The organism is Acetobacter sp. P1H12_c (assembly GCF_018811975.1).
In the GTDB taxonomy this organism is placed as follows: Bacteria; Pseudomonadota; Alphaproteobacteria; order Acetobacterales; family Acetobacteraceae; genus Acetobacter; species Acetobacter persici.
Genome location: NZ_JACRVR010000002.1, coordinates 17468 through 30152 on the forward strand (window position 1 = coordinate 17468; position 12685 = coordinate 30152).

General features: G+C 55.5%; 11 protein-coding genes and 1 tRNA gene. 10 read left to right on the plus strand and 2 right to left on the minus strand.

Annotation, left to right across the window (positions count from 1 at the left end; translation table 11 throughout):
* The first annotated feature begins 30 nt into the window (after window positions 1-30).
* Complete coding sequence (locus tag KP699_RS02695; RefSeq protein WP_077929912.1) at window positions 31-855, plus strand: MIP/aquaporin family protein; 825 nt, start codon at window positions 31-33, stop codon at window positions 853-855.
* A 27-nt stretch (window positions 856-882) separates the two neighbouring features.
* On the plus strand, window positions 883-2382 hold the full coding sequence (gene glpK, locus KP699_RS02700) for a glycerol kinase GlpK (protein ID WP_215761539.1): 1500 nt from the start codon (window positions 883-885) through the stop codon (window positions 2380-2382).
* Window positions 2383-2455: 73 nt separating this feature from the next.
* Here the strand turns inward: glpK and KP699_RS02705 are convergent, their stop codons facing one another.
* Window positions 2456-2953, minus strand: a complete 498-nt coding sequence (locus KP699_RS02705) for a copper chaperone PCu(A)C (protein WP_215761540.1) — start codon at window positions 2951-2953, stop codon at window positions 2456-2458.
* 154 nt (window positions 2954-3107) lie between these two features.
* On the opposite strand from KP699_RS02705, the gene nrdR reads away from it, so the two are divergent.
* The 3 genes from nrdR to thiL are packed head-to-tail and all read left to right on the plus strand — an operon-like array spanning window position 3108 to window position 5128.
* Window positions 3108-3608 carry a transcriptional regulator NrdR gene (nrdR, locus tag KP699_RS02710; protein ID WP_025826919.1) on the plus strand — a complete coding sequence of 167 codons (501 nt, stop codon included), beginning with the start codon at window positions 3108-3110 and terminating at the stop codon, window positions 3606-3608.
* A gap of 37 nt (window positions 3609-3645) precedes the next feature.
* Window positions 3646-4170: a transcription antitermination factor NusB gene (gene nusB / locus KP699_RS02715; RefSeq protein ID WP_215761541.1), complete on the plus strand. Its 525-nt coding sequence runs from the start codon at window positions 3646-3648 to the stop codon at window positions 4168-4170.
* Window positions 4142-5128, plus strand: coding sequence for a thiamine-phosphate kinase (gene thiL, locus KP699_RS02720; protein ID WP_374196871.1), 987 nt, complete (start codon window positions 4142-4144; stop codon window positions 5126-5128). The genes nusB and thiL overlap by 29 nt, the downstream gene beginning before the upstream one ends.
* 11 nt (window positions 5129-5139) lie before the next feature.
* Here thiL and KP699_RS02725 read toward each other — a convergent pair whose 3' ends face one another.
* On the minus strand, window positions 5140-6285 hold the full coding sequence (locus tag KP699_RS02725) for a hypothetical protein (protein WP_215761543.1): 1146 nt from the start codon (window positions 6283-6285) through the stop codon (window positions 5140-5142).
* Between the two features lie 74 nt (window positions 6286-6359).
* Here KP699_RS02725 and KP699_RS02730 point away from each other — a divergent pair, with 74 nt between their 5' ends.
* From KP699_RS02730 to msrA, 5 genes are all read left to right on the plus strand, one after another.
* Window positions 6360-7172 (plus strand): SDR family oxidoreductase, encoded by an 813-nt coding sequence (locus tag KP699_RS02730; protein ID WP_215761544.1) that lies wholly within the window; start codon window positions 6360-6362, stop codon window positions 7170-7172.
* A gap of 178 nt (window positions 7173-7350) precedes the next feature.
* Window positions 7351-7424 (plus strand) — tRNA-Cys (locus KP699_RS02735).
* 314 nt (window positions 7425-7738) lie between these two features.
* Window positions 7739-9172, plus strand: a complete 1434-nt coding sequence (locus tag KP699_RS02740) for a TolC family outer membrane protein (protein ID WP_215761545.1) — start codon at window positions 7739-7741, stop codon at window positions 9170-9172.
* Between the two features lie 189 nt (window positions 9173-9361).
* Window positions 9362-12055, plus strand: a complete 2694-nt coding sequence (locus tag KP699_RS02745) for a valine--tRNA ligase (protein ID WP_215761546.1) — start codon at window positions 9362-9364, stop codon at window positions 12053-12055.
* Window positions 12056-12137: 82 nt separating this feature from the next.
* Window positions 12138-12680 carry a peptide-methionine (S)-S-oxide reductase MsrA gene (gene msrA / locus KP699_RS02750; protein WP_215761547.1) on the plus strand — a complete coding sequence of 181 codons (543 nt, stop codon included), beginning with the start codon at window positions 12138-12140 and terminating at the stop codon, window positions 12678-12680.
* Window positions 12681-12685: the final 5 nt, after the last annotated feature.

Here is a 12685-nt window from a genome sequence, read left to right on the forward strand (position 1 = left end):
TTTCCAAATAAAAAATAAAAAGAGGAAAGTATGACAACCACCCAACGCGCCTTTCTTGGCGAGCTGATCGCTGAATGCATCGCGGTCTTTATCATTATTGTTTTCGGGGATTCCGTAGCAGCGATGTATTCGCTCTACGACCCCAGCCCCTATAAAATGGCATACTGGGGCGTGTGCATTGTCTGGGGGCTGGGCGTCACCGTGGCGATTTACGTCACCGGCGCTGTCTCCGGCACGCACGCCAACCCCGCAGTCACTCTGGCGCTGGCCTGTTACCGCGGATTTTCATGGAAAAAAGTAGTGCCTTACTGGGTCGCTCAGGTTCTGGGTGGTTTTCTGGGGGCCGTGATTGTTTACACGCTTTTTTCACCCGTTATCGAACATTATGCCGCCGTCAATCATCTGGACTGGCGGCATGACGGCGCAGCCGCTGGCGTCTTCTTCACGCATCCGGGCGATTTTGTAACCCCGATGCATGCGTTTGTTGATGAAGTTATTCTGACAGCAATGCTGCTGCTCGGGATTTTTGCGATAACGTGTGAATATAATACGCAGGCCCCGCAGGCCAATTCAGGCGCTCTGATTATTGGTCTGCTTGTGGCAACGATCGGCGCATCTGCCGGTTATCTGGAGGCGTGGGCCATCAATCCGGCGCGCGATTTCGGGCCTCGCCTGTTCTGTTTCCTTGCCGGGTGGGGGGAAGCAGCCCTTCCGTCTCCCGGAAATTACTGGTGGGTGCCGGTTGCCGGACCGCTTGTTGGCGGTGTTGTAGGAGCCGGGTTCTATCAGGGGGTTGTAAAACCCTTCATGCCAGCGATCGTCCGGGCACGGCAGCCTGACATTGCTCAAGATTAATTACTCCAGCAATAAGGATTCCGTGCGATGAGCAAGCAAGATTACGTATTGGCGATTGATCAGGGCACAACCTCTACACGCAGTATTGTGTTCGATCGAAATGCTCAGGAAATTTCAAGCGCTCGTCAGGAGTTCGCTCAACATTACCCTCAGGCGGGCTGGGTAGAACATTGTCCGGAAGATATCTGGAATGACGCCAAGGCCACCGCAACGGCCGCACTGGAAAAAGCCGGTGGCACCAGCCGCATTGCCGGCATTGGCATTACAAACCAGCGCGAAACCATTGTGGTCTGGGACCGTGCGACCGGTAAGCCTATCCACCGCGCAATTGTCTGGCAGGATCGTCGCACGGCTTCTGTCTGCCAGAAACTGCGCGAAGAAGGCGCGGAAGCCCTTGTGCGGGAGCGTACTGGCCTCCTGCTTGACCCGTATTTTTCCGCAACGAAACTGGCCTGGCTGCTGGATAATGTTGCAGATGCACGGTCACGGGCCGAAAAAGGTGAACTCGCATTCGGAACGATTGACTCCTTCCTGCTCTGGCGCCTGACCGGCGGCAAAGTGCACGCGACGGATATCACCAATGCCGCCCGCACGCTTCTGTTTGATATCCATAAGCAGAAATGGGACGAGGATCTGCTCCGTCTGTTCCGTATCCCTGCGGCTCTGCTTCCTGAAGTGAAAGATAACAGCACAATCTTTGGTGAGACGGACCCGGCTCTGTTTGGTCGCGCCATCCCGATCGCCGGTATGGCCGGGGACCAGCAGGCAGCAGTTGTCGGGCAGGCCTGTTTCTCTCAGGGCATGGCGAAAGCGACCTACGGCACTGGCTGCTTCGTGCTGCTGAACACCGGGGAAAAACCGGTTGCGTCCAAAAACCGGATGCTGACGACAATTGCCTATCGCATTAACGGGAAAACCTCTTACGCGCTGGAAGGCTCCATCTTCGTCGCGGGTGCGGCCATCAAGTGGCTGCGCGATGGACTGCACCTGATCACGCATGCTTCTCAGACTGATGATATGGCAACCCGCGTACCGCACAGCCACGGCGTGTATATGGTGCCGGGGTTTGTGGGGCTCGGCGCTCCGCACTGGGACCCGGATGCACGCGGCCTGATCTGCGGCCTGACTCTGGACGCGACAGCAGCGCATATCGCCCGCGCCGCTCTGGAATCCGTTGCCTATCAGACGCTGGATCTGGTGACAGCCATGACGCAGGATGGGGCAGGGACGACAGAAGCCCTGCGCGTTGATGGCGGGATGGCTGCTAATGACTGGTTTTGTCAGTTCCTGGCAGATATGTTGCAGGTTAATGTTGAGCGTCCCCGCAACATTGAAACAACAGCTCTGGGCGCAGGCTTCCTCGCCGGGCTGGCAACAGGTGTCTGGGAAAATGAGAAGACGCTGGCATCCGAATGGGCCAGAGGCGCGCTCTTCAAGCCCTCCATGGCCAATGAGCAGCGCAAGACAATGATTGCTGGCTGGCACAACGCCGTGAAGCGGACGCTAACCAACCCGAGCGCGGCCTAAAGACCGGGGCGCTTTTCTCTCCCGGTCTGGCCTTTCTAAAACGGGAGGCCAGCCGGGAAGAAAAATCCTTTTCTCAGTGCGTTGCCTGCGGCTGAGACAGCTTGATTTTTATGGTTTTGGACGAACCACCAAGAAAGCTGAAGGTAAAAGACACGTCCTGCCCCGGCTGAAGTGAGCTGTCCGGGTCCAGACAGAGAAGATGATACCCGCCGTACGGAAAGACCAGCGTCGTGCGTGCGGGCAGGGAGAGATGCGTAAACAGGGACAAAGTGCCCGGGGTGCTTTCCTGATCAGAATGGTGCCCCACCAGCGTGCGACAGGCAGAAGAGCGGACATCGGTAATCAGATGCGCGTTGGCCCCATCGTTTCTTATGGTAAAATAAACACCGGCCATGCGGTTTTCTGCGTTAATGAGTTGCATGCTGGTGTCTGTAATGGTGATGTCTTTCTGGGCATCGTCCTGCCCCGGCAGAGATTTGTCAGGGTCCCTGTCTTCCGCAACAGCAGGGCCTGCAAGCATCAGGCCAGCCACCATGGCAGCGACATAACCGGCACCAAAACGCATTTTCATCGCAACTCCAGTTTTTAATAACCCGTGACCGGTATAAGCTGGCCAGACAGAAGAACTTCGTTGCGGGCACTATACCGCATTATCGCACCAGAAGGCCAAGCTTGAAGAAAGCCCCGGATCTTTCTGTGCCAGAGCGAGAAAGGCTCACGTCACGATGCGCTGCCCTTTTTGTGGGAACCCGGATAGTCAGGTCAAGGATAGCCGCCCCAACGAGGAAGGCTCCGCCATCCGGCGCCGTCGGGCCTGCCTCTCGTGCGGCCAGCGTTTTACGACCGTTGAGCGTGTGCAGCTGCGCGACCTGATTGTTGTAAAGGCTGACGGACGCCGCGCACCGTTTGAGCGCGAGAAGATTACGCGCTCAATCCGGATTGCCCTGCGCAAACGGCCCGTGCCTGAAAGCAGAATCGAACAGATTGTCACGGGTCTGGTGCGTCAGCTTGAAGCCGCAGGAGAGACGGAAGTACCCTCCGCGCGGATTGGAGAGCTGGCGATGGATGGGCTGCGGGAAGTTGATACTGTGGGCTATGTGCGCTTTGCCAGCGTCTACAGAGACTTCACGGAAGCGAGGGATTTTTCGGAAATTCTGACGTCCATGGATTCGTCTGAGCCTGATTCGCAGGAAAAGACTGGACCTCGTGGCATAAAAAAGTCATGAAACCCCGCTCCCTCATACGGGCAGGCAGGAGATAGGGATGACAGAGCTGCAGGATCACTCAGAACTTAAAGGCGCGCAACGGCCACGCACGGCGGCGCGCGTTGCAGCCATTCAGGCTCTTTTTCAGATTGAGCAGAACGAAGACAAGTCAGAAAGCGTTATTCAGCAGTTTCTGGTGCATCGTTTTGGCACCACGCTGGAGAATGACTCGTATGAAGAAGGCTACATCCCGGAGGCTGATACGCGCCTGTTCTGCGCTATTGTCAGGCAGGCCGTGGCAGAACGTGGCCCCATCCTCGAACAGCTGACGCAGACGCTGCCGGCCACATGGCCCGTCGCGCGTCTGGACCCTGTGCTGCGCGCGCTGTTTCTCGCAGCGCTTGGCGAAGCGCTTGAAGCCGAAGTGCCCGCACGTGTCCTGATTAACGAATATATGGATATCGCACACGGTTTCTTCTCGGGCGACGAACCCAAGCTGGTAAACGGCGTGCTGGATACCATCATGAAGCGCCTTACAAACGCCCCGGCTAATGATGAAAAAGAAGGTGGCACCGCTGACTGACCTGCCGCAGGAATTCAGCTTCATCCATCGGCATTTTGCCGGGCTTGCAGGCCCGGCAGCGCTGGGGCTGAAGGATGACGCGGCGGTGTTCACGCCTCCGGCAGGCAAAGAGCTTGTAGTCGCCGCGGATGCCATGGTGGAAAACGTCCATTTTCTGCCAGACGACCCCCCGGAAACAATCGGGCGCAAGCTTCTGCGCTGCAACCTGTCCGACCTTGCCGCCATGGGAGCAACCCCTGAAGGATGGCTGCTCACGCTGGCTCGCCCTCCGGGCCTTGATGACGACTGGTTTGAAGCCTTTTGCGGCGGCCTGAAGGCTGATCAGGAATATTTTGGACTCAGTCTTCTAGGCGGAGACACAACCTCCACCTGCGGGCCTCTGGTGCTCTCTCTGACCATTCTTGGATCTGTTATGCAGGGGCAGGCCATCAGGCGCAGCGGAGCGCGGGCAGGGGACGGGCTCTGGGTCACAGGAACAATTGGTGACGGTGCGCTGGGTCTGCGCGCCCTGCAAGGCACACTCAGCGACCCGTCAGGCTATCTGGCAAGCCGCTACAGGCTTCCTCAGCCCCGTATAGGGCTTCCTCTCTACGGGCTTGCCTCTGCCGCCATGGATGTCTCAGACGGCCTCCTGCAGGATGCGGGGCACCTTGCGCGTGAGAACGGGGTGACCGTAACAATCACCGCCAGCATGGTACCACGCTCTGATGCCGCGCTGGCCTGCGGGCCGGAATGGCTAGAAACATGCCTCACGGGCGGCGATGATTACGAAATTTTGTTTGCTGTTCCGCCGGCCCATGAAGAGACGCTGGAACGGTCCGGGATGCTCGAAACGCCTCATGGCGCGGTTCCGGTCTCCCGGATTGGCCGCTTTGAGGACGGCAATGCAGGCGTTACAGTGATTGATGGTCAGGGAGAACGCCTGTCATTCGCAAAAGGCGGCTGGAGCCACCTTTAAGCGCCTGAGTGTCAGGAAAGCAGCTTTTCATACATACGATGTCGCTTGTACGGGACAGGCACAATCCGTTCAATCAGATTGCGGATGGCCATATTGGTCTCCAGAACCCAGCCGAGCTCAATCGTACGATAGGGAAGTTCCCGGCCACGCTTCATCAGTTCATCAATCAGCAGACCGGGGATAATGGCGCTCAGAGCAGTGCCGGCCAGCTTTTTCTTCACACCCAGCAAAATCACACGGGCAGAATAAAAATCGTGCATGACCAGACGCGACGCCAGCTTAACCCAGCCAACCGGGGAGGGAGCGCCACCAAGGTCACCATTCAGGTCAAAAATATTCGGGATCACCAATGCAATCGCGACAGGTTCATCCTTAAATTCAACCAGAACATACTGCTCTGGTCTCAGCACGGGCTTGAGCGCCTTGAGCAAGGATCGCATTTCAATTTCCGTGATGGGGACATTGCCCCATGTACCTTCCCATGCGTCGTTATAAATCGAACGCAGGATGTCCGTATCTTCATCAAGGTGGTCTTTGCGCAGCCCCCGGACTGTAATACCGCCCAGTCTTTCCCGCAGATTGGTGGGAATCCGGTTCGCCTGCTCCGCAGCCAGACTGGTTTCCATCCGGTAAGACAACAGATCCATCGCTTTGGAAAAGCCAGCCTCTTCAATAGCTGGCCCCAGCGTGGCCGGATGCCAGCCCGTCCCAATCATGGGCGGCTCCATCTGCCCTTCGATCATGGTGCCCGACTCACCATGAGGGTTCAAAGTCCAGGGCCCTCTTATCCGTTCAATTCCCTGCGCCTTCAGCCAAGCGGTGGCAGCCTCCAGCAGAGGTTTGACGCAGTCTGTCTCCAGAGCATCCAGCGCGCCGAAAAAACCCGTTCTGGGGCCTGGTTGCTCAAGGGCAAGTGTATCAATCTGAGCGGATATTCGCCCGATGGGCTTCCCATCACGCCAGGCCAGAAAGTAACATGCGCTCCCATGACTGAAGAACGGCGACCGGCGCGGATGGAGCATATCTCTCTGCTCCATATCCAGCGGCGGAACATAGCTGGGCTGGTCGTTGTAAAGAAGGCGCGGAAGCTTGATAAAGAGCGAAAGCTGACGAGCGCCCGAGACGGCGGAAACGACGATCTGGTTCGGGGTAGTCATCGGTACTCCATCAAACTGGGCCTTGGAAACCGCAAGGTGATGCATCATTCCGACGGAATGGAAAAGGGGGAAGTGTGAACAAGGTCTCAACCAGCAGGCAGGAACTAAGGTCTGTACTGATTACAGGTGCGACCGGCGGCATCGGGATGGAGCTCGCAAAACGCTATGCCAGACCGGGCCGAGTGCTCATACTCTGGGGGCGCAACAGGGAACGGCTGGAGGAGATTGCAAAGCTGTGCTGCGCCCGTGGCGCTCAGGTTTCCCCGCGCCAGATTGACCTTTCCGATGGTGAGACCGCTCTCGCCGCCCTGCGTGAAGATCAGACAAAACATGGTCTTGACCTGATTATTCTTGGGGCAGGGCTTTCCGATATCAAATCCCCGGATCAGCAGACAGAGGATCCTGCCGCTGTTCTGAAGCTCGCGCTGGTCAATTATGCAACACCGGTAACGCTTGCCACGGCTGCCGCACAGAGCATGGTGATGCAGGGATACGGTAAGATTGTGCTCATTGGATCGGTGGCCGGGTTTTATGAACTGCCGTTTGCGGCGTCCTATAGCAGTTCCAAGGCAGGACTTGCCTGTTTTGCTCAGGCGGCCAATCTGGCCTGGCGGCCCAAAAATATTCAGTTAACTCTTGTGGTGCCGGGTTTTGTTGACACCCCAATGAGCCAGAGATTGGAAGGACCACGTCCGTTTCTGGTTTCAGCCGGGAGCGCTGCCCGCACAATCATGAAAGCGGTTAAGATGGGTCAGGCAGAGCTTGTTTTCCCGTGGCAGTTCCGCGTTTTACGGGTTGCCGAACGCCTGCTCCCATCCGTCCTTCGTCAATATATTCTGCAAAGTCTGGATGTTGGGCAAAAAAAACATGCGGGCGAACGGGGCTGAGCGCACAGTTACACGCTTCATCCAGAGGCGATTTCAGAAGCAATTTTTTCCTCCAACTATTTCTGGAACGGAAAAACGCGACATTAGAGACCGGCTGGTAAAACATCTTTAAAAATCATGCAGACAACGACTTGACCAGAGCTGCGTTAAGAGAGATAAGACCCACACACCACACCGGGGTCCGGTGGCAGAATGGTGATGTAGCGGACTGCAAATCCGCGTACGTGGGTTCGATTCCCGCCCGGACCTCCAATTTAATCCCATCAAATTAAAATAGCGTATCTTATAACGCGACAATAAGATTTGTGGTGAATCGATTTTTAGAAATTGCTCTCCTACTTATTTTTATGTGTTCATAAAAAAGATTGTCTGAATTAAAATTAGACAATCCTTGAAAGCAACCAGAAAAACTTATCTTTGTCAGTGCATGGTCCCGTTCAGAGAGTAAGTTCATCAGACGCTGCGAACCGAGTTTTTAATTGATATAAAGAGTAGGAATGCGTCCTTCATCGTGGCATGAAGTGGCAACTACTTATTTGTGCTCTAAATTCAGGCAGGAGAAACAAATGCGGCGTATTTACGGGGTTGGGATAGGCATGGCGGCCATGCTTTGCAGTTCCACTGCCTGGGCCCAGAAATATGACGGGAGTGGTTCGCCTACCTTCATCCCGCATACGCTGCAGGAAGCTCTTGCCTCTGCCTATTTGACAAACCCTACCCTGCAACAGGCACGAGCGACATTACGGGCAACAGATGAGCAGGTTCCAACTGCTCTTGCTGGCTGGCGTCCTACCGTGACCGGCACCGTCGGGCTTAGTTATTATAAGGGGGCAAACGATTATCAAGGCACGGCGGACCAGCCAGGCTATCTGCGTGTCTATGATACCCCAGGGTACACGGCTGGAGTCACCATCCAACAACCAATTTATAGCGGCGGAAAAACGACCGCGTCCACGCATCAGGCTGTTAACAAGGTTATGGCCGCCCGTGCCAATCTGATTTCCGTGGAACAGCAGGTTTTTAAAAATGTCGTGAACGCTTATGTTAGCGTGATTGAAGACGAGCAGCTTCTGCAACTCAACATCAATAACGAACGCGTTCTGCAACAGCAGTTGCGCGCGACAAATGAGCGATTCAAGGTTGGTGAAATTACCCGTACCGACGTAGCACAGGCTGAGTCAGCTTACGCTTCGGCCAAGGCAACCAGACAGCAGTCTGAAGGGACGCTTCAGACTGCTCAGGCGACCTACATGCAGATCGTAGGTATGGCTCCGCCCCCTAACCTCGTCCCGCCCCAGCCGCTGGTTCTTCCCGTTAAAAACGAGCAAACAGCAGCAGCTATGGCCGTCAAAAATAACCCTGACGTCATTAATGCACTTTTTACTGAATCCTCCCAAAAAGATGCCGTTGCCGTCGCAATGGCAGCTATTATGCCAAAAATTTCAGCGACCGCAGCATATAGCCGGCAGGTTAACCAGAGTCTGAACCATCAGCTTGATGAAAATAAGTATGCCATGCTGAATTTTAGCATTCCTGTCTATCAGGGTGGCTCAGAATATGCCGCTGTCCGGCAGGCAAAACAGCAGGCGCAGGTAGCACATCGTGCTGTCGATATTCAGCGCAGGACAGTCGCGCAGGATGCTGTTTCAAACTGGCAGAAACTTGTTTCCTATCAGGCAGCGATTTCCAGCAACCGCGCGGCCATTAAGGCGGGCACGATTGCTCTCGATGGTGTCGAGCGGCAGGCTATTGTGGGGACCAGCACAACGCTGGAAGTTTTACAGCAGCAGGAAACATTGCTCCAGGCACAGGTAGCACTCGTGCAAAGCCTGAGCAATATGGTGCTTGCATCCTATAATGTGGCCTCTGCCATTGGGCGCCTGACTGCAGCAGATCTACAACTGAATGTGCCGCTCTATGACGACAAAGCCTACTACAAAGCCGTGAAAGACCGGCTGTGGGGGCTGAATGACTATGCTGTGAATCAGCCTGGGCGTTAGCCGCTGAGATCTATTTTTTAGCAAAACCAGTCCTCATCAGGCTGGCATCTGCTCTGAATGGCTGTTTTTTCCGCGCCCGGTAAAAACAGGAATCTAAGATGTTTCCTACAACGGACACCGGGACTATAACTTGTCAAAGGCGGGGGCTGCATAGGCCTTCCGCCTTTTTACGTTTTCTGGTTGGATATCATGCTGAATAAGACTTTTGAGCCTGCTGAGACAGAGAAGAAACTTTACGAACTGTGGGAAAGCGAAAAGGCATTTTCGGCTGACCCGCAAAGCGGAAAAAAGTCATTCACCATCATGATTCCACCACCAAATGTGACGGGCACCCTGCATATGGGCCACGCTCTGACCATGACGTTGCAGGATACCCTGATCCGCTGGAAACGCATGCAGGGATTTGACACGCTATGGCAGCCCGGTACTGACCACGCCGGCATTGCGACCCAGATGGTTGTGGAGCGGGCTCTGGCTGCTGAAAAGACGACGCGTCAGGAATTGGGGCGTGAGGCTTTTGTGCAGCGCGTCTGGAAATGGAAAGAGGAATCTGGCGGCGGGATTACGCGTCAGCTTCGTCGGCTGGGAGCCTCTCTGGACTGGCCGCGTGAGCGCTTCACGATGGATGAAGGCCTCTCCCGTGCCGTAAAAGAAGTCTTTGTCACCCTTTACAACGAAGGACTGATTTACCGTGACAGACGGCTGGTCAACTGGGACCCCGTCTTCCGTTCCGCGATTTCTGACCTTGAGGTCGAAAGCAAGGATGTTGCAGGTAAGCTTTGGTACATCCGGTATCCTGTTGAAGGCAAACCGGGTGAAACCATTACCGTTGCGACCACCCGCCCCGAAACACTGCTGGGGGATGCCGCCGTTGCCGTGCATCCGGATGATGAACGCTATGCTGGTCTGGTCGGTCAGTCTGTCCGTCTGCCGCTGACAGGCCGCCTGATCCCTATTGTGGCTGATCTGCATTCTGACCCGGAAAAGGGAACGGGTGCAGTCAAAATCACCCCGGCTCATGACTTTAACGATTTTGAAGTCGGTCGTCGCCATAATCTGCCAATGCTTTCTGTTCTTGATGATCAGGCCCGCGTGGTGCTGGACGAGATTGAAGAGGAACTTACCACTGTCGATGGTCTTGCGGACCCGGCCTTTGTGAAGAGCCTTTCGGGCCTCTCCCGTGAAGACGCACGGAAAGCAATTGTCGAAGAACTGGAAAGACTTGAGTGGCTTGAAAAAATCGAGCCACACCGTCACCAGGTGCCGCATGCGGAGCGGGGAGGGGCCGTTATTGAGCCCCGCCTGACAACGCAATGGTACTGCGATGCCGGGAAGCTGGCTGGTCCGGCGATTGATGCCGTCACCAGTGGCAAAATCTCTTTTGTCCCCAAACAGTGGGAAAACACATTTTTTGCCTGGATGCGCGATATTCAGCCATGGTGCATTTCGCGGCAACTCTGGTGGGGGCACCGTATTCCGGCGTGGTACGGCCCCGACGGGCATGTTTTTGTGGCGCGCGATGAAGCCGATGCGCGGATGCAGGCTGATGCCCATTATGGCCAGACCGAAGCTCTGACGCAGGATGAGGACGTTCTGGACACATGGTTCTCATCTGGACTGTGGCCGTTTTCTACTCTGGGCTGGCCGGACAAGACGCCGGAACTGGCACATTATTATCCGACGGATGTGCTGGTCACGGGTTTTGATATTATTTTCTTCTGGGTTGCCCGGATGATTATGATGGGGCAGCATTTTATGCATGACGTGCCCTTCCGCGATATTTTCATTCATGGTCTGGTCCGGGATGAACGCGGGCAGAAAATGTCCAAAAGCAAGGGCAACGGGATTGATCCGCTTGAGCTGATTGATGCTTACGGGGCAGATGCGCTGCGCTTTACCATCTGTGCGCTGACGGGTATTGGGCGCGACGTCAAACTCGGCCGGAAAAAGGTCGAGGACTACCGCGCTTTTGTTACCAAAATCTGGAATGCCGCTCGCTTCTGCGAAATGAACGGCGTCAGGGCACAGGACGGATTTGACCCGCACAGCGTGACGTCTCCTCTTGGCAAATGGATTATCGCGGAAGCCTCTCTCGCCATTCAGGACGCGACAAAAGCTCTGGAAGCCTATCGCTTTGATGAATACGCCCTGAGTTGCTACCGCTTTGTCTGGAACCGTTTCTGTGACTGGTTCCTTGAATTTGCCAAACCCGTTTTTGCTTCCGATGATGCCGCGGAAGCAGCCGAAATCCGTGCCGTTGCCGCTTATGTTCTCGGGACTATTCTGCGTCTGTTGCAGCCAGTCATGCCGTTTGTCACAGATGAACTCTGGGCCGAATTCGGCTTTGGTAAGCAGGGCAGCCTGATCTCTCAGGCATGGCCGGAACCGGTTGTGCTGACTGGCGCAGAGGCAGCGCAGGCAGAGTGCGACCACATCATCCGCCTGATTTCTGAAATCCGGACAGTCCGTGCAGAAATGAATGTGCCGCCATCCCAAAAAGCACCGGTCTTCCTTCAGGGTGCCACCCCGGAAACCGTTCAGCGCGCTGAGCGGTGGCAGGAAGCCATCGGGCGTATGGCCCGGGTCTCACATGTTGCGCCGCAGCAAGGGGATGTGCCTCGGGGGTCCGCGCAGGCGGTTGTGGATGAAGCAACGCTGATCATCCCGCTTGAAGGGCTTATTGACATCTCAGCCGAGCAGGAACGCCTCAAAAAAGAACTGGCCAAGGTGGAAGATGAAATTGGCAAGACCGAGAAAAAACTCGGGAACGAAAATTTCGTCTCACGCGCTAAACCTGAAATCGTTCAGGAAATGCGGGAGCGTCTGGAAGCCCAGCAGGGTGAAAGTATTCGGCTGAAGGCTGCACTCGCCCGTATTGCCTGAATCTGATGGTTTTCGAGGCCTGCTGTCTGTCCTGAAAAGGTCTGCGCAGGCCTCGTGCTACAAAATCGCGTAAGGAGAAACCATGTCTCAGTCTATCGTTCTTGGTGGTGGATGCTTCTGGTGCATGGAAGCCGTTTTCCGGGATATGGCGGGAATTCTTTCCATAACGCCGGGCTATGCCGGGGGCCATTCCGCCAACCCTACCTATCAGGAAGTCTGCACCGGTCGTACCGGGCACGCAGAAGTCATCAGGCTGGAGTTTGATCCGGAAATCATCGGATATGACGATGTTCTGAGGATTTTCTTCACCTTGCATAACCCCACCACGCTGAACCGGCAGGGTGATGATATCGGCACACAATATCGCTCCGCCGTTTTCTATGCGGATGAGCCCCAGAAACAGGCGGCGCTGTCTGTCAAAGCAGAAATTGAAAACGCCAATCTCTGGGATGCACCGATTGTGACCGAGATCGTGCCGCTGGAAACGTTCTGGCCTGCGGAAGCCATGCATTTCGATTATTATGAACGCAACCCGAACACAGGCTATTGTCAGGCTGTCATCGCCCCCAAAGTCGCCAAGGCCCGCAAACTCTATGCGGCGCGCTTTAAAAACGCAGGCCCCTGAGCTAC

What these genes read in the sequence shown, in the direction of transcription:
- thiL (WP_374196871.1), top strand. Translation starts at nt 4,142, where the DNA reads ATGAAAAAGAAGGTGGCACCGCTGACTGACCTGCCGCAGGAATTCAGC.
- KP699_RS02745 (WP_215761546.1), top strand. Translation starts at nt 9,362, where the DNA reads ATGCTGAATAAGACTTTTGAGCCTGCTGAGACAGAGAAGAAACTTTAC.
- msrA (WP_215761547.1), top strand. Translation starts at nt 12,138, where the DNA reads ATGTCTCAGTCTATCGTTCTTGGTGGTGGATGCTTCTGGTGCATGGAA.
- nrdR (WP_025826919.1), top strand. Translation starts at nt 3,108, where the DNA reads ATGCGCTGCCCTTTTTGTGGGAACCCGGATAGTCAGGTCAAGGATAGC.
- nusB (WP_215761541.1), top strand. Translation starts at nt 3,646, where the DNA reads ATGACAGAGCTGCAGGATCACTCAGAACTTAAAGGCGCGCAACGGCCA.
- KP699_RS02705 (WP_215761540.1), bottom strand. Translation starts at nt 2,953, where the DNA reads ATGAAAATGCGTTTTGGTGCCGGTTATGTCGCTGCCATGGTGGCTGGC.
- KP699_RS02695 (WP_077929912.1), top strand. Translation starts at nt 31, where the DNA reads ATGACAACCACCCAACGCGCCTTTCTTGGCGAGCTGATCGCTGAATGC.
- KP699_RS02740 (WP_215761545.1), top strand. Translation starts at nt 7,739, where the DNA reads ATGCGGCGTATTTACGGGGTTGGGATAGGCATGGCGGCCATGCTTTGC.
- glpK (WP_215761539.1), top strand. Translation starts at nt 883, where the DNA reads ATGAGCAAGCAAGATTACGTATTGGCGATTGATCAGGGCACAACCTCT.
- KP699_RS02725 (WP_215761543.1), bottom strand. Translation starts at nt 6,285, where the DNA reads ATGACTACCCCGAACCAGATCGTCGTTTCCGCCGTCTCGGGCGCTCGT.